This window comes from Streptomyces changchenzhani (assembly GCF_039766235.1).
In the GTDB taxonomy this organism is placed as follows: Bacteria; Actinomycetota; Actinomycetes; order Streptomycetales; family Streptomycetaceae; genus Streptomyces.
This window is the reverse complement of the sequence record NZ_JBDHNH010000021.1, coordinates 1-20,191: the sequence shown is the minus strand read 5'-3', so window position 1 is coordinate 20,191 and position 20,191 is coordinate 1. Positions and strand designations below refer to the sequence as shown.

15 protein-coding genes and 2 pseudogenes are annotated in these 20,191 nt (G+C 69.3%); 6 read left to right on the top strand and 11 right to left on the bottom strand.

The genetic code is table 11. The features are described from left to right. Positions 1–34: 34 nt before the first annotated feature. The 5 genes from fxlM to ABCR94_RS37370 all read left to right on the top strand — a co-directional run bounded on the left by fxlM (position 35) and on the right by ABCR94_RS37370 (position 6,825). Positions 35–1,264 (top strand): methyltransferase, FxLD system, encoded by a 1,230-nt coding sequence (gene fxlM, locus ABCR94_RS37390; protein ID WP_347125822.1) that lies wholly within the window; start codon positions 35–37, stop codon positions 1,262–1,264. A 52-nt stretch (positions 1,265–1,316) separates the two neighbouring features. Beyond that, a complete protein-coding gene (locus ABCR94_RS37385) occupies positions 1,317–1,514 on the top strand; it encodes an FxLD family lanthipeptide (protein ID WP_347125821.1) in 198 nt (65 codons plus the stop codon). Between the two features lie 99 nt (positions 1,515–1,613). Then, positions 1,614–4,637: a lantibiotic dehydratase gene (locus ABCR94_RS37380; protein ID WP_347125820.1), complete on the top strand. Its 3,024-nt coding sequence runs from the start codon at positions 1,614–1,616 to the stop codon at positions 4,635–4,637. Further along, entirely contained in the window at positions 4,634–5,857 is a 1,224-nt protein-coding gene (locus tag ABCR94_RS37375) for a lanthionine synthetase C family protein (RefSeq protein WP_347125818.1), read from the top strand. Before ABCR94_RS37380 ends, ABCR94_RS37375 begins: the two co-directional genes overlap by 4 nt. Continuing rightward, positions 5,839–6,825 (top strand): thiopeptide-type bacteriocin biosynthesis protein, encoded by a 987-nt coding sequence (locus tag ABCR94_RS37370; RefSeq protein ID WP_347125816.1) that lies wholly within the window; start codon positions 5,839–5,841, stop codon positions 6,823–6,825. Before ABCR94_RS37375 ends, ABCR94_RS37370 begins: the two co-directional genes overlap by 19 nt. A 61-nt stretch (positions 6,826–6,886) precedes the next feature. Here ABCR94_RS37370 and mobF read toward each other — a convergent pair whose 3' ends face one another. Next, complete coding sequence (gene mobF / locus ABCR94_RS37365) at positions 6,887–11,317, bottom strand: MobF family relaxase (RefSeq protein WP_347125815.1); 4,431 nt, start codon at positions 11,315–11,317, stop codon at positions 6,887–6,889. A gap of 204 nt (positions 11,318–11,521) precedes the next feature. Between mobF and ABCR94_RS37360 the strand changes: the two genes are divergently transcribed. Beyond that, the gene (locus ABCR94_RS37360; RefSeq protein WP_347125813.1) at positions 11,522–12,514 is read left to right on the top strand and encodes a hypothetical protein; all 993 of its coding nucleotides are present in this window, start codon (positions 11,522–11,524) and stop codon (positions 12,512–12,514) included. A gap of 437 nt (positions 12,515–12,951) precedes the next feature. On the opposite strand, the gene ABCR94_RS37355 is transcribed toward ABCR94_RS37360, so the two are convergent. The 10 genes and pseudogenes from ABCR94_RS37355 to ABCR94_RS37320 form a co-directional block, all read right to left on the bottom strand. After that, positions 12,952–13,605 (bottom strand): hypothetical protein, encoded by a 654-nt coding sequence (locus ABCR94_RS37355; RefSeq protein ID WP_347125812.1) that lies wholly within the window; start codon positions 13,603–13,605, stop codon positions 12,952–12,954. 44 nt (positions 13,606–13,649) lie between these two features. Then, the gene (locus tag ABCR94_RS37350) at positions 13,650–13,931 is read right to left on the bottom strand and encodes a DUF6211 family protein (RefSeq protein ID WP_347125811.1); all 282 of its coding nucleotides are present in this window, start codon (positions 13,929–13,931) and stop codon (positions 13,650–13,652) included. A gap of 199 nt (positions 13,932–14,130) precedes the next feature. Next, positions 14,131–14,382 (bottom strand): annotated as a pseudogene (locus tag ABCR94_RS39340) (DUF6349 family protein); the annotation flags it as partial. Positions 14,383–14,407: 25 nt separating this feature from the next. Then, a pseudogene (locus ABCR94_RS39335) lies at positions 14,408–14,740 on the bottom strand (DUF6349 family protein); the annotation flags it as partial. Next, the gene (locus ABCR94_RS37345; protein WP_347125809.1) at positions 14,737–15,135 is read right to left on the bottom strand and encodes a DUF6181 family protein; all 399 of its coding nucleotides are present in this window, start codon (positions 15,133–15,135) and stop codon (positions 14,737–14,739) included. The pseudogene ABCR94_RS39335 and the gene ABCR94_RS37345, both read right to left, overlap by 4 nt. Before the next feature lie 44 nt (positions 15,136–15,179). Then, positions 15,180–15,608 (bottom strand): DUF6197 family protein, encoded by a 429-nt coding sequence (locus tag ABCR94_RS37340; RefSeq protein WP_347125807.1) that lies wholly within the window; start codon positions 15,606–15,608, stop codon positions 15,180–15,182. 61 nt (positions 15,609–15,669) lie between these two features. Beyond that, positions 15,670–16,320: a hypothetical protein gene (locus ABCR94_RS37335; protein WP_347125805.1), complete on the bottom strand. Its 651-nt coding sequence runs from the start codon at positions 16,318–16,320 to the stop codon at positions 15,670–15,672. A gap of 71 nt (positions 16,321–16,391) precedes the next feature. After that, entirely contained in the window at positions 16,392–17,867 is a 1,476-nt protein-coding gene (locus ABCR94_RS37330; protein WP_347125804.1) for a DUF3560 domain-containing protein, read from the bottom strand. A gap of 330 nt (positions 17,868–18,197) precedes the next feature. Further along, the gene (locus tag ABCR94_RS37325) at positions 18,198–18,620 is read right to left on the bottom strand and encodes a DUF6409 family protein (RefSeq protein WP_347125802.1); all 423 of its coding nucleotides are present in this window, start codon (positions 18,618–18,620) and stop codon (positions 18,198–18,200) included. Positions 18,621–18,739: 119 nt separating this feature from the next. Beyond that, a complete protein-coding gene (locus tag ABCR94_RS37320) occupies positions 18,740–19,630 on the bottom strand; it encodes a hypothetical protein (protein ID WP_347125801.1) in 891 nt (296 codons plus the stop codon). Positions 19,631–20,191 lie beyond the last annotated feature (561 nt).

Here is a 20,191-nt window from a genome sequence, read left to right as displayed (position 1 = left end):
CGCGACCGCGCAGACACCACGTAAGGAACCCTCTGTGACCGATGTGACGACCGTAGAGCCCGACGAGGCCACGCGCCTGCGCCACAAGACCATCGACCAGTTGCGGGACGAAGACTGGATCACCTCGGCCGCGGTCGAGGCAGCCATGAAGAAGGTGCCCCGAGACCGCTTCACCCCGCCGGGCACGCCGCTGGAAGAGGTGTACGACCCGTACTCAGCCGTCATCACCAAGACCGACGAGCACGGCGTGCAGATCAGCAGCGTCTCCGCCCCGCAGATCCAGGCCATCCAGCTGGAGCAGTGCCAGCTCCAGCCGCGAATGCGTGTCCTGGAGATCGGCTCGGGCGGCCTCAACGCCACCTACCTGGCCGAACTCGTCGGACCTGAAGGCCACGTGACCACGGTCGACATCGACTCGGAAGTCACCGAACGCGCCGAACGCCTCCTCGCCGAGAACGACTACGACCAGGTGCGCGTGGTCACCGCGGACGCCGCCCAACCGATCCCCGACCTCGGCGCAGTGGACGTCATCCTCGTCACCGTCGGGGCTTGGGACATCCCACCGGCTTGGACCGATCAGTTGGAGCCGGGCGGTCGCCTCGTCGTGCCGCTGCGGATGCGCGGCCTGACCCGCTCCGTCGCCTTCACTCGGGTCGGCGATCACCTGGAGTCGGTGTCGGCGAAGATCTGCGGGTTCGTGCCCATGCAGGGCACCACCGAGCACGACGAACAGCTCCTGCTCGTCAACGGAACCCCGGAGATCGGCCTGCGCTTCGACGACGGGCTCCCCGCCAAACCCAGCAAGCTCGACAACGCCGTCACCACGCCGCGCCACGAGCTGTGGACCGGCGTCACCATCGGCCTGTCCGAACTCCTCGACACCTTCCAGATGCACCTGGCAATCAGCCTGCCGGGCTTCTGCACCATGGCCGTCGATGAGGACCTGGACACCGGCCTGGTCGCCCCGGTGAACAAGCGGTACGCCCTCGCCGCCGTCGAAGAGGACACCTTCGCCTACCTCGTCACCCGCCGCACCGAGGACAACAAGCACGTCGAGTACGGCGTGCACGCCCTGGGCCCCAACGCCGAGCAGTTCGCCGCGAAGATCGCCGATGTCCTGCGCAACTGGGAGGCCCATCGGCGCGGCGGGCCCAGCCCGAGCATCCGGGTCTATCCGGCCGGCACCCCCGATGACCAGATCCCCGCAGACCGAGTCATCGACAAGGTCCACAGCCGGATCTCGCTCTCCTGGCCCGCGGCCTAACCACCGTGAGCCAGGTCCACCAGGTACCACCCCGTCAACCAGGAGGATCGATATGAGCCCCAACGCTGCCGTTCTGGAAGCGCCCCAGGCCACCTTCGGCGAGGACGACGACTTCGCCCCGCTGAACGTCAAGGTGGTCGTCGCTGCCCACCCCATCGGGAAGCTGATGTGCTCCACCGGCGACGGATGTGGCGGAACCTGCGCCGGCGCCGCCTCGTCCTGCAACAGCTTCGTCGAGGACCCGGCCTGACCTGACCCTCTACCGGTCAAGCGGGGGCGTCGAGCAGCATCGTTCGGCGCCCCCGCGCCCGCCCCTACCGCCATCCCCCACCGGAAGGAACGAGGTCTCATGGCCGATGCCATCAGCTACCAGTGGACAGGCGTAGCCATGCTCCGCGCCACCACCGACCCGAGCCCCGCCGACATCCCCCAGGGCCTCAACCTGGACGATCCGGTGAGCACCCGTACCTGGCTGGTGAGGATCTGGCAGCGCCCCGACATCCGCAACGCCCTCCTCAGCGCGAGTCCCGTGCTTTCGGCGACGGTGGAGGGCATCATTCGCGGCACGCCCCCAGCGCCCCGGCAGATTCGCCGGGCCGCCCTGTCCGTCATCTCCTACCTTCTGCGCTGGCGACACCGGCCCACTCCCTTTGGCCTGTTCGCCGGCGCCGCCCCGCTCACGGTCGGCATGGCACCGCAAGTGAGCTGGGGCCGCGACCACCCCGTCCGGTTACGTGCCGACGGCGAGTGGATCAGCGACGTCATCCAGCACCTGGAGAGCGATGTCGAACTCCTCGAACGTCTCCCGGTCCTTGCCAACAACACCGCCTACATCCGCGGTGACCGTCTCGCCGCGCCAGGTCCGCCCGCCGACGGGCACGCCCGCCTCATGGCACCGGTCGAGATATCCCTGCGGCTCACCCGCCCGGTGAAAGCGGCGATGAAAGCCGCCCAGTCCCCGATCCTCTACCAAGACCTCCGCGAGCACCTGACGGCCCTCTTCCCGGCCGGAGACGGGGGAAAGATCGACGGAGTCCTGCGCGAACTGCTGACGCAGAACCTCCTCATCAGCAGCCTGCGCCCGTCTATGACGGCCCTCGACGCCCTCGACCACGTGTGCACCGAGCTGAAGAAGGTCGACGCGCATTCGCTTCCCACCATGGGGGCCTATGCCCGCAGCCTCTACGACCTACACGACGACCTGGCCTCACACAACGAGAGCGCCGCGACAACCAATCTCCAGGCGCTCACCACGCGCATGGCCGCCAAGTCGTCCATCGCGCCAGTGCCGGTCCTCGTGGACACCGCCCTGAACGGGGCGGTCCAGCTGCCCACCAAGGTCATCACCGAAGCGCAGGAGGCCGTCACCCTCCTGCACCGTCTCAGCCCGCACCCCTACGGCTATCACCACTGGCGCGACTACCACCGGCGCTTCCGCGCCCAGTACGGCGTCGGCGTGACCGTCCCTGTCCTGGATCTGGTCGCCGACAGCGGCCTGGGCTGGCCCGCCGGATACACCGGCTCCGAGCGCCGCAAGGCACCCACCCTGCTGACCGACCGCGACGCGGTGATGCTCAAGCTCCTCCAGCAGACCGGGCACGGTGACCTCGACCTCGACGAGCCCACGATCGCCGAACTGGTTGAGGCCGGCGGCATCGACGAACCGCTGTTCGCAGACCGCTGCGAAGTCGGCTTCGAGGTCCACGCTCCCTCGACACGCGACCTGGTCCAGGGCGCATTCACCCTCGAAATCACAGCCGTTCCCCGCCCCGGCAGCAGCATGTTCGGGCGCTTCGCCCACCTGCTGCCCGCTGACCAGCAACGCTTGATCGCCGACTCGTACACGACCCGGCCCGACGCGATCACGGCGCAGCTCTCCTTCGGCCCACGCCGTCGCCGCAACGAGAACGTCGCCCGAACTCCCCAGCTCCTGCCCCGCGTTATTCCGCTCGCCGAGCACCCCGCCGAGGGCGCCACCTCGATCGCCGTGGACGACATCGGCGTGACCGCGGACGCCCGCAGTCTCCACCTCGTACAGCTCTCCACCGGCCGCCCCATCGACGCACGCGTACCCCACGCCCTGGAAGCCGGTATCCAGACCCCGCCCCTGGCCCGGTTCCTGGCCGAGGTCGCGGGCGCCCGGCACGCGGCCTACAAGCCCTTCGACTTCGGGGCCGCCGCCTCCCGTCTGCCCTACCTGCCCCGTGTCCGCTACGGCCGCACCACCCTGACCGCCGCACGCTGGCTCCTGGAAAACCGGGGTATGCCCACCCGCACGGCACCGCATCACGAGTGGGAGAAGGCGTTCACCACTTGGCGGATGCGGATGAACGTCCCGCGCTACATCTGTCTGATGGAGTACGACCAGCGCCTTCCGCTTGACCTCGACCACCCGGTGCATCGCCGCCTCGTGCGGTCCCGGATGTACGAGGGCCCCGGGCTGGAGCTGCGCCATGGTACGGACCCGGACGCCCACGGGTGGATCGGCCGCGCACACGACGTCATCCTCCCGTTCACCCGCACCACCCCGACCGTCCGGAGCCTGCCGGCGCTTCACCCCTCCACGAATGTGCAGGCGCCCGTTCAGTTCCCGGGGGCGGGCTCGGTTCTCCAGATGCACCTGTACGGGCACCCCGACCGGTTCGACGAGATCTTGGACCGCCACCTCCCCCGGCTGTTGGCCGCGCTCGACACCGAGCCGACGTGGTGGTTCACCCGCCACCGGCAACTCGCCCGCCCGGAGATCGGACAGCACCTTCAGCTCAACCTGCACGTCGCAGCAGCGGACCACGCGGCCGTGGCAGAGGCCCTGAATCAGTGGGCGACCGAGCTGCACCATCAGCGTCTCCTCGCGCGCCTGACCCTGGAGCCCTATCGGCCCCAGACCGGGCGCTTCGGCGCGCGGACGGCGATGGAGGCCGCGCACGTCCTGTTCGCCGCGGACTCTGCGGCAGCTCTCGCACAGATCCGCCTCACCTCGCGCTCGCCCATCTCCCGGCGAGCGGTGACGGCCGCGAGCCTGGTCGACCTCGCCACCCACTTCCTGCCCTCCGCCGAGGACGGCTGGCGATGGCTGATCGAGAACACGCCCGCCCACGGCCGCCCCGACCGGGCCGACCGCACCGAAGCCCTCCAGCTCTACGCAGCCGCAGGCGGCGACCTGAGCGGAGCATGGGCGGAGCGCGCCAGGGCTCTGACCGCCTACCGGCACGCCCTTGGTGTGGAAGGGCATGACCCCGGCACCGTGCTGCGCTCGTTGCTGCACCAGCACCACGTCCGGGCCCTCGGCGTCGACCCCACCGCCGAAGCCGCCACCCTGCACCTTGCCCGCACCGTGGCCCTGCGTCACCAGCCCAGCAAGGCGGGCCGATGACCGCGGTAATGGAACAGGCACAAGCACTCGTCGAAGAACTCACTGCCGTCCTCGCCCAGCCCTCCGCACCCCCGGCAGATGAGCCGTGGGCCGGACAATCCCTCGCCACCGGCGCGGCCGGCATCACGCTTTTCCATATCGAACAGGCCGCCGTCGGCCGGGCAACCTGGCACGCCGCGCACCGCTGGATCGGCCAGGCCGCGGCCGGGGACATCACCGCCACGGACAGCACCGGCTTGTACCTCGGTGCGCCTGCGGTCGCGTACGTCCTGCAGAGCGTCCCGCCCTCCGTGGAACACCTCTACCGGGACGCCCACGCCGCCCTCCATGCACATGTCGTGAACCTGGCACACCGCCGCGTCGACAGCGCGCTCGCCCGCATATACCGGGGCGCACACCCCACCTTCGCCGAATACGACACCTTCTACGGGCTCACCGGAATCGGCGCCTACCTCCTACGCGCCGCCCCTCACGGCAGCGCGATGGAGAAGGTCCTGCGCTACCTCGTGTCGCTGACCCACCCCCTCGACAGCGACGGCCTCAGCACTCCCGGCTGGTGGGTCGATCACGACCCCCGCCGTAAGGACAGCCTTCCCGGGGGGCACGGTAACCTCGGCGCCGCTCACGGCATCACCGGGCCGCTCCTGCTCCTCGCTCAAGCTCATCGCCGCGGCGTCCAGGTCGACGGCCAGAGCGAAGCCATCCACGCCATCTGCGCCCACCTCGACGCATGGCGGCAAGAGAGTGACACCGGCCCATGGTGGCCCGAACACCTCACGCTCACCGACCTCAAGACGGGCCGACCACATCAGCACGGCCCCGCCCGCCCTTCCTGGTGCTACGGCACACCCGGCATCGCCCGCGCCGGACAGCTCGCAGCCATCGCGCTCGACGACCGCACCCTCCAGCTCAGATACGAGGTCGCCCTGCACCAGTGCCTGAGTGATCCCGTACAGCTTGGCCGGATCACCGACAACAGCCTGTGTCACGGATGGGCGGGCCTCTACCAGACGGTCTACCGCGCCGCCCAGGATGCCCGCACCCCTCACCTGGGCACCCGGCTTCCCGCCCTGGCCAAGAGCCTGATCACGCAGGCCCACTCGGAAATGCCAGGCCCGGGGTTCCTCGACGGCACAGCAGGTTGCGCTCTCGCCCTGACCACTATCGCGACTAACCAGGCCCCGACCACGGAGTGGGATACATGTCTGCTCCTCACCTGACAACCAGATCCCTCCCACCGAGCGACGAGGTGAGCCGGGCGGTCCGGTCCGTACTCGCCGGTGAACTCATCGACAACGCCGCAGGCCGGATCGGTATGCATCCCACCGCCCTTATGGACGCAGTCCACGTCTTCACCCAGGCCGGCACCGAAGCCCTGCGCCGCCAGGACCGGCGCACCGAGTGGGCTCAGTTCTACGTCGAGTTCACCGACTGGGCCGCGGCCGAGCAGATCACTGGCGCCCATCTCGTCCCGATCCTGAACAAGGTGAAGGGCAGCGAGACGACAGCGCTGTGGTGGTTCATCCGTAAGCACCCCTGCTGGCGGCTGCGCGTCCATGGCGGCCCTGCCGATCTGATCCGCACCGAACTGGACAAGCTCGTCCAGGCAGGGCACCTGCGCCGCTGGTGGCCGGGCAACTACGAGCCGGAGACCGCTGCGTTCGGCGGAACCTCGGGGATGCTGTCGGCCCATCTCCTGTTCGCTGCGGACAGCTCCCACATCCTGAACCATGCCGATGTACCCCTCGGCCGCCGGGAACTGTCCGTCGTCCTCTGCACGATCATGATCCGAGCGGCGGGCCTTGAGTGGTACGAACAGGGCGACGTCTGGGGGCGGGTCGTCAACGAGGAGCAGCGCTCCGACACCAGCGCCGTTTCGGCAGAACAACTTGACGGGCTGACGCGACAAATTCGCCAGCTCCTGGTCAGTGATGTCTCCCACGAGGGCCCGCTCTTTGGGCCCGGTGCGCCCTTGCAGCCGGTTGTCTCCTGGGCCGATGCCTTTCGCCGCACCGGTAGCGCGCTGAAGGCAGACGTGCAGGCGGGCACTCTGGAGCGTGGGCTCCGCCGCGTCCTCGCCTATCAGGTGATCTTCCACTGGAACCGGCTCGGTCTCTCCCTTGGAGCGCAGAGCGCCATGGCGCTCGCCGCGCGGAACGCGGTTCTCGATCCACCGACGGAGGTGTAGTTCCGGCAAGGGCTCAGCTGTAAGGCGCGTCAGCTGGTCTGGACAACGTGCTTAGTGAAGATCACGGCGTGAGCTCATCTGGCGCATCGTCGAACGTCTGCGATACATCGTCGTGGTGCAGCTGTGAGGCGTAGGGGGCTACGGTCAGTGGCTCGGATACAGGTGTACTCGTCAGCTCGTCGGCGTTGGGCTGAATGCCCGTATGAGCCCTTGAAGCCAACTCATTGCGCAGACCCGTCACCCGGTAGGCGGAGCCTTGAGCGGTACTTCGCGCCTTATCCGCCTCCGTCCGAAGTCGCTTGGCTGTTTCGTTGTCCTCGCCCATGGCATGGCGCAGGAGTACGGCGTTGTCCTGCTGTGACAAGTCCGCTTCGGTGAGCACGACTTCGTGTTCAACAACGGGTCCGGCCAGCTGGACAACAGCCTCCAGTCGCACTTTCATCTGCTCCAGATCCCGACCGGTCTCCTCGCGGGTGCGAAGCAGTCCTTCGCGATCTGTCTGTGCTGCGGCTCGACCGTCCCCACGGAGTGCCGGACGCCCGAAACGGCCCGTCGCGGCCAGCTGCTGTTCGAGTCCTTCGATACAGGTCTGCGTGTCGTGGAGCCGGTCCGTGCGTTCAGCGATCGTGCCGTCCAGTGCTCGAACTTCGCGGATGGCCACGGCCCGCTCGGCGATGTCCTGATGACGGCGGTGGAGCGCGAGCGAGTTCGGGCCAGATCCGGCAGCAGCCTCCCGTTCGGCACGGTTGGCGGCGGCCTCAGCCTTCTCGGCCGCCGCGTCGGCGGCGCGCGCTGCCGTGGCTGCCTTGCGCGCAGCGTCGCGCAGGGCCGAATTACTGAGGTGGACGTACGGACGGTCAGCCGACGGCGCGGATTCTGGGGGCGCACTCAGCTCCTCGCGTCGCCTGGCCGTGGCCGGAGTGGATCGGATCTCCGGCTCTGCATCCTCTTCGGGGCCGCTCGCGTCACGCAGTTCTCCCATACCGGGAGCACGCGGGATCGGCAGGTCCGCGACGGCTTGGCGAACATGGGCGGGCATTGCGCTCTTGGGGAGGTCAGTGAGGATCATGCGTTCCTCGGTGCCGCTCTCAATCTCGCGGATGAGGCCGGCGACGGCGCGGTCAAGCTGTTCCTGCTCGGTGAATGCGTCGCCGCTGCGGGCGCGGTCGGCGTCGGACTCGTAAACGGAGAGCGGCAGGAAGAGGTGGGACTCCTTCTTGTCGCGGCTCATCATCGTATAGAGCGCGTTCGCCTGGGCTCTGGGGCCGTAGACCAGGGCCTCTTGGACGCTGAGTCCCTGCGACTTGTGGCCGGTGATCGCGTATCCGAGGCTGAGTCCGCCCTGTGCGATGTAATCGGCGTCGACCCATTCGGCAACGTCACGGTGGCCGTCTGCGGTCTTCGCTCGCCACTCGATCAACACCCGGCGTTCCTCGTCCACGGCTCGCACGATTCCGCGGAGGCCGTTCAACACGTCCTCGTTCTCACCCTGGCTCCGCTTGCCCCGGTAGTCGTTGATGCGAAGGAGGACCTGGTCCCCGACGGACAGCGTCAGCTCGCCGCCACCGGGCAGCGCGTAGGCGTGCTCGGGGCCGGTGAGGTCGCCGCTGGCCTTGCGCAGGGCGCGGGCTCCCATGTTCAGTTCTTCCACGATCTCGTTGGTGGTGGCCAGCATGATGAGCTGCTGCACAGCGGTGTGGTCGTCGGTGTGCGCGGCGCGCTTGTCTGCCCAGATGGTCAGCATCGCGGCGAGGGTGGTGTCCTTGTCTGCGAGCGCGTGCACGCGGCCAGCCCCGGCGAAGATACGGAGGGCTTCCACGCGGTTGTCGTCTCGCCACAGTTCCAGTGCTCGACGCTCGATCGCGTCCTTCTGGCGGAAGTTCTCGCTGAGGCTGAGCCCTCCAACGATGTGGTGCACGGCGGCGAAGCTGCCGCCGATGCCGGGTGAGTGCAGCTGCTTGGGGTCGCCGATACCGACGACCTTCGTGCCGGTTTCCGCCGCGTGGGTGAGGAGTTCGGCGATGTCGCGGTCATCGCACATGGCGGCCTCATCCACGACCAGGACGTCAACACCCGTAAGGCCGGGGCCGCCGTTGCGGATGCCGGTGAGCCAAGACGCGAGGGTGCGGGACTCAATGCCCGCTTCGGCCTTCAGGTTCGCGGCGGCGACGGCGGCCGTGCTCGCACCGGCGATGACGAGACCGTGGGACTCCCATGCCGCACGCGCGGTGTTCATGATCGTGGTCTTGCCCGATCCGGCGATGCCCTCCACCGCATCGATTCCGTGGCCGACAGTGAGGAGCCGTTCGAGGACGGCACGCTGTTCGTCGGAGAGCGCGAAGGTGCCACCGTGCTGAGCTTCGACGGTGGACAGGGTCATGTCGACCGTGTCGCGGCTGACGACGGCGGCCTGTTCGTTGAGGCGCTTCTCCGCCTCGGAGACGATCAGCGTTTCCGCAGCCACGACGTCTGCCGTCGTGTACCGGTCGGCGTGCGTGAAGTGCTGGGCACCGCGCGGGTTGAGCTGGACCGCGTATCCGGCATGACGGAGAACGGAGTTGGTGAGCTGCTCGGCCTCGTCCGCATCTGCGACTCCGTACGGCAGGGCGTCCAGCACGGCGGCGATGGCGGCGGCGTGAGTGAACTCCTTGGAGTGGCTGGTCAGGCCAGTCTCCGGGTCGAAGACCTGGGCGCACAGCTCGCCCATAGAGGGGTTCTGGTTAGCTCGGTCCTGTTCCATCGCGCTGACTGCGATGGCGTCGGGGTCATCCCCGGCGGCACGACCTTCGGCCTGCCAGTGGGCGCGCAGTACATCGTCCTCGACTCCGGCGGCTTCGCCGTTCTTCGCGGCCTTGGACGCGGTGGAGGCAGCAGTGCGCTCTCGGGTCGTGGCGCTGTCGTAGTCGATGCCGAGTTTCGTCAGCAGGTCCCGGACCTGACTGTCGCGCTTGCTGAACAAACGGATCGTGGCCTCGGGAATCGCTGCGATCTCCCACGCACCGGTTCGCTCCTCTCGACGGAAGCTGATGCCGAACGTGTCGGTCAGCTCCCGGCGGATACGGGCGTTCATTAGGGACTGGGTCGCGCGGGTGTGCCGGTGGAGGTCGCGGCCCCCGCTGGCCATCGTGGACCACTTGCCGTCGGTGCCCTTGACCATGTTCGCCAAGGTGAAGTGCAGGTGGAAGTGAGGGTCACCGTAAAGGGCGCCGCCCACCGGCCGGGCGGCGCGGTGGACCATCATCCAGCCGGAGAACCCGCTCGTCTTCACGGTCTCCGCTTCGTCGCCGTCGCCGTGGTGGCCGCGCATGGCGTACGCGGTCCACCGCTCCAGGGCACCGATGGACTCGCGCCCGGCGGCCATGTAGATGCCCTCGACCTGAGCCGCGATCTCCTCGGGCGCATAGGCGAGGAACGCGGACTTCGACTTCGCCAGGTCCAAGGTGACGTCAGCACCGAAGTTGCCGACCTGGACTCGGCCTTCGAGGAGAGCGGCCTTGATCTCCTCGGCGTCCCACACATCCTCGGGCGCGAGACCCGCCGCCTTGGCCATGGCGACGGCTTCGCGCACGTCCATCGGTAGATCCCGAAGACGACGTTCGCCTTCACCTTCAGTCTGGTCGTAACGGCGCTTCATGGACGCGGCGGCGAACAGGTCGCCGGGCTGTTGTCCGGTCTCGGCTGCGCGGGCCTCGATGGCGCGCAGGAGTGCACGGGCGTCCAAGTGGCCGCCCGCCTCGGCGGCCACGGCCTTCTCCACTATGTCCTCGCCGTAGAGGTCGACGGCGTCGATGCCGACGGCATCGGCAAGCTTCAGCACCGTCGAGACGGGGACGCGGTGCGACTCCCCGAATCGCTGGATCTGGTTCTCCATCCGGCGGAAGGCGTCTTGCTTGCGCTTGGAGTCCAGCAGGGAGACGGGGTTCACGCTGCGTTCGGCAGCGGCGCGGCGGATGGCACGGGCCAGCGGCGCGGCGGGGAGCTTGGCGGCCGGCGCGATGGCCAGCTTGGGTTCCACGAGGGTCTGCCCAGTACGGGGGTCCTCACCGTGCATGAGGCGTCGCGCGGCCTGGAAGCGCTCGGGAACGAGGACGCTGCCGGGGCTGAGGTCGAACTCGGTGAGGCCGTTCCCGATCCAGATCAGAGGGCGTTCGCTGGCGTCCAAGTGGTAGTCCACCTGTCCGTCGGCTGGTCGCGGGGGAAGGGCCTGTTCGCTGTAGAGCTCGCGGGCCTCAAGTCCGGCTGCGACAGCCACTTCGACGGCGTCGAACCTGGTGAACCGCGCGGTGCCCTTACTACGGATGAGCCCGCGGGCGCGGAAGAAGGCGCGCTTGGCCTCGCGGTTGGCGAGTAGGGAGGCGACGGGGGTACCGGCGGCTTCGGCCTTGGCCTCGATGGCGGCAACGAGAGGGGCAGCGTCGACCGATACCGCCTTTCCGCAGCCGTGGCCACCGGTAAGGCGGTACTCAACCTGCTCGTCGGAGGGACCGATCATGGTCACCCACCCCATCGGCCCGCTCACCCCCCGCTCTCACTCGGTCAGTTTCGGTCGTCTTGGCTGATTGTATCGTCACGAAGTGACGATACCTTGGTCCTTGAATTTCAAGATCGGCTGCACGGTGGTGCTCTGACGGCGGGATCGGGCGGGGAAGGGCCTCCGGTTTCGCTGTTACCGGGCGGCTCTGCAGTCCGGTTGTCAGTGGCGGGTGATTTCCTCATCGGCAGGGTGCTGTTGAGGAAATCAGGCATCCACCGACTTAAGGAGATCGCCGTGTCAGCCGAACCGGCATCGGCCCGACGTGAGGCTCAGCCCTCCCTCTGGCGGCTGTGGGCCGCTGCATCCGGTATCGCCGGGACAGCGGTCCTCGCAAGCGTGGCAGTCAGCAGTACCTCAGTGGCGCTGTTCCGCGGCTCGGCCGCCGTCGCAGCCGTTCTCCTGCTCGTCGCGTACCTGGTCGTGAAGCCGTGGTTCGTGGCTCGCTCCGAGCGCTGGCACCGCGTGATCACCTTTCTACCAATGACGGCGTATGCCTGGGCTGTTGGCCTCGTCGTCGTTGCCGCGGTCAGTCTCCTCCCGGACCGACCCATGGAAGCCAGCTTCGGCCTGCTCATGGTCTGGTGCTTCCACATCGGTGGCGGGGTATCGGAACCGACGTCCTTCGCCTTCGAACGCCTGCGGGGCCGGTTCACGTGGGCGGCTGCCCTCCACGTGAACGCGATGGTCTATGGAACCCTGGGGGCCGTCTGCCTGGTCCGTGCGTTGCCGGTTCCGGAGCGCTACGCGACCCCGGTCTTCGGCGCGTCCGTGAGCGTGGTGCTCGGCGTCGCGGGGGTGTCGGCGTTGAGGGTGTTCCAGCGCGTGCGGAAGCTCGCCACGGAACTGGATACCCGAGCGCAGAAGGTAGAGCGGTGCTTGGTGAGGCTGTCGCGCTGCCCGGCCGAGGAACGCGGCCAGCGTCGCGAGTCCGCCGAAGACGCCTGGGACGACCTGCACCGGACACTCCACAACAAGGTAGAGACCGGGTTCCACCTGTACGGGACCTTCGTCATCCCGCCCGAAACGACGAAGGAGCTGGAAAGGTTGGTGGAGGAGGTCATCACCGATCCTGGGGCACCGACGTACCGCGATGTGGCTGCGCGGTTGTCTGCGCTGCGGACGGCGTGCAAACCCAAGATCGACACGGTGGCATGAGCAGACGTGGCGGCGGCGCAACGACCTCGTAGTTGCTCTTACGACGGCGTTCCTCCTCTACGCCGCCAACGGCAACCTGCTCGTCGCGTTGGACACAAGAGGCGACGCTTTCAGCACCACGATGGCCCCGGCCCTTGGGGGTGTACTCGCTGTTCCTCCCGCGAGAAGCGGAGCAGCGATGTCTGAAGGGCGGGCTGTTGGGCCCGCCCCTCACACCACGGCACGGCAGAAGTACCAGGCCATGGCGTACGCAGTCATCGGACTCTGAGGGGCCAGCCATCGAAGGGGATCGGCGGCTCTTTCCTAGCGTCACGGACGCTTTCGTCCGTTCCGCAAGGCGCGCAGACCCGAACGTCACGGTCGAGTGTGATCCGCGACCGGGCCGGCCGTTCGCCGAGCGGGCCGCCGCAGCGCGGACAGCGGGTGTCGGGCACCGGTCACTCCTCGGGGTGCTCGCGGGCGGACTTGATGATGTTGTTCCAGGTCGGGCGGGAGTACGTCTTCTCCGTCAGCTCCAGGAGCTGGGGGATCAGCTCGGCGTTCGTGGCCCTGGGGTTCGCCGCGATGGCCTGCCGGGCAAGGTTCAGCCGCCCGTCTCCCTGGTACGGATAGGCCAGGCCGCGGCGGCCGGTGGGCCGTCCGCCGGCGTGCCCGCGGCCCTTCCGGTCCGCGAGGTACTGCCACAGCCTCCAGCGCTTCCACTTCGGACGGCGCCGGGTCGGAAGCTCGTCCCAGTCGTCTGGTGCCGGCCACCCCTCGGGCGGGTTCTTGACGTAGTGGGAGACGGTGGTGGAGTCGGCGAAGCCGCAGACCTTCGCGGCTTCTGCGGGGCCGACCATCTCTTCGGGGTCGCCGTCGAGCTTCGGCGGGTTGGTGGTGCTGGCTGCGGCGCGCTGTCGCTGAAGCTCGTGGTGCCACTCCGCCCAAACGTCGCCGTCCCAGTGCATGACGCCGTCGATGGTGTCCGCGACGGGCGGGTGACCGTTGTTCTTCCGGTCGGTCCAGAGGTTCTGAAGGGTCGACTCGCTGATGTCGTGAGCTTGGCGCAGGTCTGCGCGTGAGTAGAGCGTGCGGCCGGTCTTGCGGGACACGGTCGTCTCCTGTCTTTGGTCGGGGTCGTGACCGCTCGGCACGGTCACTGGATGCCGTCCGGGTCCGGGGTCGGCGCCCACGTACGGCTGCCTGCCGGTTCGAGCCGGGTGAGGGTGGCTATGTCGGCCAAGGGGACGGCGGCGGCCCAGTCGGGGTGGCTGGGGTGATCGACGGGCAGGTTGAGCACGAGGTGGCGGCCGGTCGGCGGGAAGTCCTCGACGATGACGAAGCTGTCGCCGGTGGGATCAGCGGCGATGCTGTTATCCCTTGTGAGCTGGGCGATGTCGCCGGGCTGGGGACAGTCGGGGTGTCGGTCACATAGCATGGTGTGGTCTTTCTGGTGAGAGAGACACCGACGGCCAGCGCCTTGTTGCCCTTGTGCGCTGGCCGTCATCTGTTGTCTGGGGTGTGTGGCGCCGGTGGGGCGCGCGGCCGGTCGGAGGTTGCCCGCTCCGCTGATGGCTGAGTAATTAAACCACCTTTGATTTGAGCAGGTGTGGCCCTGGTCCGGAGGACGGCGGCCATCAGAAGAGGGTCCTCTGATCTGCGGGGCGGCTGCCCCGGCTGCTCGGTGGACGGACGATGCGCAGTTCATAGCGGGGACGTCCCGCATGCGGCGGAGCATGGGCTTCGCGGCGGTACCGGCTCCAGACCAGGACAGGCGCGCCCTGGTCGATCCAACCTGGCGGGTACTGGGCGGTGAGCTGAGCCCAGCGACTCCGGCTCTGCGGAACGGCCCACCGATCCTCGACAGTGGTGATCGGCGGCAGTGTCCGCCAGCCCGGGGAAAGCGTGGTCGTGGGCGTCCTCGATTGCGCAGTTGTCGCCGTCGCCGTACCCGCTTCCGCGGTGGAGGGGACCTTCCCAGTCGCAGGTGAGGCATCCGCCCCGGAACTCCTGCTCCTCCCCCCGGCGGCCGGTCGGCCGGCTGCGGGAGAGCAGGGTCGGCGCGTGGTGTCCGGGCGGGTCCAGCTCGTGGCCGAGGTCGCAGTACGCGCCGCCGGGGTGCCCGGGCTGGATGTGCCACGCCTGCCAGGCGCTCGCGGGCGACTGGGGCGTCCGCGCGTTGCGCACCGGCCAGTAGTACGTCTGCCGCGCCCGTGCTCCAGTCCGCTCGGCGACGGTGGCGGTCACAACTTCCTGCTTCCGGCGGCGAGCACTTCGCGGAGCGGGTCAGCGAGCACGGCCTGTTCGTCGGGGGCGTCGAGGAACCGGGCCCCGTATGCGCGGCGCACCGCGCGGCGGGCGCCCTGGTGGCGGTCGAGCTCCGGGTAGTACGGCGACCGGTCGAGCACGTCATAGCCGTGCTGGGTGAGCACGTCGGCGATGAGCGACCGGACCCGTATCGGGTCGAGGGCGGAGAGGTCGTTCTCCCTCGGGGCCGCGAGGAGCATGCGGATCAGCTCGGTCGCACTGAGCCGGGGGTGGAGGGGAACGCTGAGCCGGTGGACGCCGTCCCGGCTGGGGGTGGCGGCTCCTCGGCGGCTCGGCGTCCTGGTGGTGCTGCGGGCTTCTGTCGTCTCGTCCATCGTGTGGGCCTTCGATGACTCGGGGTGCTGGTGGGCGGCGGGGTTCAGAACAGGGCGTGTTCGGCGCGGGCCGCGGCGCTCGGGGACGCGCAGGCGGCGTCGGCGGCGGTACGGCCGGGCTCGGCGCTCCACCGGTCGATGACCTCGCGGTGCAGGGCCCTGGCGGCGGCGGCCTCGTCAGCGCCCATGGGGTGACCGGCGAGGGTTTCCGCGAGGACGGCGAACGCCTGGTCGCGGGCATGGTTGATGCGATCCCAGTCATACGTACGGCCGGCGGCTCCCCGCCCCTGGCCGGTGGCGACTTCGAGGGCGCCGCGCGGCCAGCACGGCAAAGTGGCCGTACGGCCCGGACCGGCGAACAGACGGGGACCCAGGTGGATACCGACGTGTTCGATGTGGCGGGCGGCCCATTCCAGGATCGCGGCGGGGGTGTCCGCGATGACGACGCTCTCGGGGATGTGGCGGGTCGGCACGGTGCTGTCCTTCGGGAAAGCGGGGGCGGCGGCACGCTGCCGCCGCCCCTCGGTCGGTCTGTTAGTGGTAGGCGGGGATCAAGCGGCGGACCTTGTCCTCTCCGATGCACCCGCCCTTGTGACGGCGCGCGCTCGGCGGCTCTCCGTTGCGCCCGCGCAGGTGCGACCAGAACTTCGGGCCTTCCCACGGGCACAGTTCACAGCTGAGGAACCAGTGGTTATCGCTACCGGGAAACCCGGTGAGGGCTGCCCGCCAGTGGTGGGCCGCGAGTCCCGCGAACGCGATCTGCGCGCCCTCGATGTTGCGATCGTTGACCGGCATCCGCGGGTGCAGGAGAGGCACCGGCCCGCACAACGGCGTGGAGGCCTCGGCGAGCACCTGGTCGAGCGGGACGGCACCGATCCGACCGGCGCCGTACTCCTCTGCGAGATGGGCGGCGGCCATGTCGGTGCCCGGCGTCCCCTTCGGGGGGCGGCGGAGGTTGAGTTCACCCGCGGTGGTGAGGACGAGCCAATCCCGGTGCCACCTGAAGGCGCGGCCGATTACCTGGTCTTCGCCAACGATCACGGGGTATCGGCACTGGATGTCGGGGGAACCGACGCGGTACTTCGGGACAGTGGTGGAGCCCTCGGTCGCGGGGACGATGAGCCTGCCCGCTTCAGTGTCGGGGACTGTGACGGTCGCGGGTCGTTCGATGAGTTGCGTGGTCATGGTGTTGCCCTGTTCTGGTGAGAGAGGGGCCCGCCCCGGCGCGCTCGGCCGCCGGGGCGGGCGGGGCGTGGTTACGCGGCCTCGGCGGGGGCCTGCGGGGCGGCGGACCATTCACGGCGCGGGGTGACGCCCAAGTCCGAAAGGACCGGGGCGAGACTCCCGTTGTCGGGCACCCATTCCCAGTCGGCGCCTTCGACGCCGGGCCGGTCGGTCCAGGTGAGCATGTAGGAGCGGCCGGAGGTGCGGGGGTCGCCGCACACGGACTGTGCCTCGCGACGGGGCAGCGCCCACAAAGCGCGCTTGCGGGAGTGGCGGGAGTTCTTCGAGGCGATGAGCACCAGCACCATGCCCTCCTGCCGGTCCGCCCCTGCGGCGGGGACCGACGCGGGGGTCGGCTTCCTCTCGGGGGTGTGGTGGCAGTGAGCACAGCGCCGTACTTCCGCGTGCCACTGGCTGGATTGGCACATGGGGCACGTCTCGGCTGCCGGTACCGGCTCCACGACCGTCGGGGACTGCTGGGCCCGCTCATGGCGCACGGCGGCCTCGGTCTGCGGCGGCTGCTGCATCTCGTCGGCGCTCTTGCGCCCGGATACGTCGTCGTAGGGGGCGGTCCACGTCCAGTCGTCGTGCCGGTTGCCCGTGGCGCGGACGATGCGCTTACCGGTGCCGTTGTGGATGTGCGGGATGGTGACCGACTTCGGGTTGCCGCGCAGGACCTCGTACCAGGTGCCGCGGTAGAGAACGAAGTCACCGCGCGTGAAGTCTGCCCGCGACCAGACCTTGACGCCTTCGGCCTCGGCGTCCTTGATGATCTGCTCCCAGTGCTCGATCTCTTCGGTCAGTTCCTCGTGCCGGATCGTCAGTTCCGGGTCGTCGGGGTTACGGGAGTAGCCCTTGGCGGACTCGCCGCGCTGCCACTTCTCGACCGCGCGGAGGTCGGCCCGCAACGTGTCGAGACGGCGGAGGGTGCGGCCGGGGTCCTTCTTGAACCGCTCGTAGTTCGCGGCGGCCTGTGCCCGGCCGGTCCAGTGGTCAGCGCGGTCACGCTCGCCGATGCTCTTGCGCATCGCGTTGTCCATCCGCGCGTGATCACGGCGGGCACGGCCCTCGGAGTGGTGTCCGACGAGGATGGGCTGACCGAAGGCGAACCGCTCGGATATCTCGTGGCTCGACTTCCACGCGGCCTCGGAATTCCGGGCGGCGCTGGCGGCGTATCCGCCGAACCTCTCCGCCCGGCCTTCGGCCTTCTCTTCCCGCTCGTCCTCGGCTTCGGAGAACGACCGGCGGTCGGCGTTGTCGATGGTCAGCGTGACCTCGAAGCCCACGTCTCGGAGTCGCCGCGTGAGGAGTTCGAGTGAGGAGGTGTAGGTGGCGTGGTCGCGGCTGTGAGGGAGGTACCAGCAGTCAAGGTTCCTGCTCCAGCGGAAGGGCTGGCGCTGGGTGCGGCCGTACTCGCGCAGTCGCAGGATCTCGGCCGATCCGTCGCCCCGGCTCGTGCCCTCGATCAGGGTTCCTTCTCGGCGGGTGTGGGTGATCTCGATAGTCACTGAACTGGTCTTTTCTGGTGAGAGTTTGTGGTCCGGCCGCAGGGCGGACCGTGCGTTGGCAGCGGCGCAGCACCACCGGCGCGGGCCGTGAGGGACGATCGGCTCGCGGGTCGTCGCGCCTGCGCGACGACAGGGGCTGTCGCGCCCCCGCGGGGCGCGTCCGCTGCGGTCCGGTGCCCGTCGTCGGTCAGCGGAGCCGCCTGCGGCGGAGTCGACCGGCGGCGGTGAACGCACCGGACCTGTCCTGCCGCCCCGAAGGGGTGTCCGCTGGGGCGCTGGGGGCCTGCCGGTCCGGAGGTGTTGCCCTCCCCCGGACCGGCGGGGTCTTGGTCAGCTGCGGTGGAGCGTGTGCCGGGCGACCGGGTCGGCGTCGGCCAGTCCGGCTCGCTCGCGCCATGCCTGGCGGACTGCGGCGCGGAAGTTACCCCCGTCGTCGTAGGCGAACCGTCCCCGGCGCAGGCTGCGGACGATGTCGCGGAACGTGTCCTGGTGCATCGTGGTCAGCGTGTCGTCAAGCGGGGTCAGCTCGTGCGGGAACATCGCCTGGACGCTGTCGCCCGGCGCCGGGGCACCGAGGGTGAAGAACCAGACCACGGACATGGTGGCCTCGTCTGCGAACTCCGGCCCGCCGAACGGGCCGACGACGACGGCGGGGCGGGTGTCGAGCTGGTGGCCACGGAACCAGGGTCCGCCGATCACGAGCGTCGCGGTGGGGAAGTCCTGGACGGTGGGCTTCTTGTCGGTGGTGAGCATGTCGTGTCCCGTCTGGTGAGAGATTCCGCCGAGGCCGGTCGGCCCCGGCGAGGGTGTCGGTCGGGGGGTTGCCCTCCCCCTTCTGACATCATTAATTAAACCATGTTCCTAAGTCTGGGTCAACCGGCCACGGCAAGTTCGCGGCGGTGCTCGGCGGCCGTGGTGACGGCGCGGGCGACGGCGCGGCCGGTCTCGATGACCCGGACGGCGGACTCATGTACCGGGGGCTTCTTGCCCTGGGTGATGATGCCCGCGAGCGGCGGCAAGACGGCGGGGCCCGGAGCGACGTTCAGGATGAGCGCGGCGACGTTGGCGGCTGAGGCGACTTCGGCGGCGCGCCGGCCTGGAAGGGGGGCGTCCGCCTCGTTGATGCGTCGCCACGCGTGGCCGTACAGCAGGATGCGGACGGCGTGGTCGGGGGCGTCCTGGGTGAAGTCGAACCCTCCGACCTGCTCGGGGTCCTCGTGGTACTGGTCGCGGTACTGGTTCACCAGGACATCGCGGATGACCTCGGCGGCGAGCGGGGCGGCGGCGGGCGGATCGTAGGCTTCGCCGTCGGTCTGGCTGATGTCGAAAACCGGCCCGGCCTTGAAGCCGGACACCTTGCGCGTCTCGCCCTCGGCGGCCTCGTTGGCGGCGTCTCGCTGCCCGCCGTCGGCGGCTGCGGCCGTGGCCTCCTGAGCCCCCTCGGGCCGCCGCTTGATCGGCGTCCAGATGCGGAGGGAGGTGGACCCCTTGGCCGGGAAGCGTCCAGCCTTCCGCCAGTCTCCGGAGCTGAGTACGTGGGTGGCGTTGGGGTGCTGGGCGGCGATGGCGATGCAGTTGGTCGGGCTGCGGTCATCGCGGTCCGGGTGGGTCAGGTTCGCGGCCGTGCGCATGACGGCGGCCCAGAAGTCTTCGCTGCCGACCATCGCGCCGTACGCGCGATCCATGACGGCTTCGAGTTCGCCGCGCATCTTGGTGGAGTAGGCCCGGCGCTCTTCGTCGGTCATCTTCGGCTTACGGGGCATGTCTCGGTCCTGTGGTGAGAGATCGGCGTCCGGGGCCGGCTGGCCTCACGGTGTCGGTCGGGAGGGTGCCCCCCTTCCGGTATCATTAATTAAACCATGTTCTAGGGGTTGGGTCAACCCGGGTAGGTGCTCTGACCTGGCCTTTTCTCACCACCACCGACCCGCACCCACCCGGCCGGACCCGGCCACAACGCGCCTGGGCGGGGTTCCCTCCTCGGTCGGACAGCTCCGCCGCGCCCGGGTTCCTGGTACGCCCCTTGGGGGTCCGGCCGAGGAGGGAACCCCGCCTTCACCACCCGCACCACAACAACGCCGCACCCAACCAACCCGCCCCCACCCCTCCGAGAGAGGACCCGCCGGAGGCAAGAAGCCTTTCCGGTCGACACCAAGAACGCTTCCTACACGTCCGCAGGGACGCCCTTTGCACGGGGGCCGGTGCGCGGGCCGGCCGCCGACGCACGGACGCCCGCTCGGCGGTGGGCGGAGTGTGGTGTGGGCGGCTCGATGCCGTCCGCACCACGGCCCGGCGGACGGGGTCCGGCCGGGCGGCGACCTATTCGC

What these genes read in the sequence shown, in the direction of transcription:
- ABCR94_RS37350 (WP_347125811.1), bottom strand. Translation starts at nt 13,931, where the DNA reads ATGCTATGTGACCGACACCCCGACTGTCCCCAGCCCGGCGACATCGCC.
- ABCR94_RS37320 (WP_347125801.1), bottom strand. Translation starts at nt 19,630, where the DNA reads ATGCCCCGTAAGCCGAAGATGACCGACGAAGAGCGCCGGGCCTACTCC.
- mobF (WP_347125815.1), bottom strand. Translation starts at nt 11,317, where the DNA reads ATGATCGGTCCCTCCGACGAGCAGGTTGAGTACCGCCTTACCGGTGGC.
- ABCR94_RS37385 (WP_347125821.1), top strand. Translation starts at nt 1,317, where the DNA reads ATGAGCCCCAACGCTGCCGTTCTGGAAGCGCCCCAGGCCACCTTCGGC.
- ABCR94_RS37375 (WP_347125818.1), top strand. Translation starts at nt 4,634, where the DNA reads ATGACCGCGGTAATGGAACAGGCACAAGCACTCGTCGAAGAACTCACT.
- ABCR94_RS37370 (WP_347125816.1), top strand. Translation starts at nt 5,839, where the DNA reads ATGTCTGCTCCTCACCTGACAACCAGATCCCTCCCACCGAGCGACGAG.
- ABCR94_RS37325 (WP_347125802.1), bottom strand. Translation starts at nt 18,620, where the DNA reads ATGCTCACCACCGACAAGAAGCCCACCGTCCAGGACTTCCCCACCGCG.
- ABCR94_RS37345 (WP_347125809.1), bottom strand. Translation starts at nt 15,135, where the DNA reads ATGGACGAGACGACAGAAGCCCGCAGCACCACCAGGACGCCGAGCCGC.
- ABCR94_RS37380 (WP_347125820.1), top strand. Translation starts at nt 1,614, where the DNA reads ATGGCCGATGCCATCAGCTACCAGTGGACAGGCGTAGCCATGCTCCGC.
- ABCR94_RS37335 (WP_347125805.1), bottom strand. Translation starts at nt 16,320, where the DNA reads ATGACCACGCAACTCATCGAACGACCCGCGACCGTCACAGTCCCCGAC.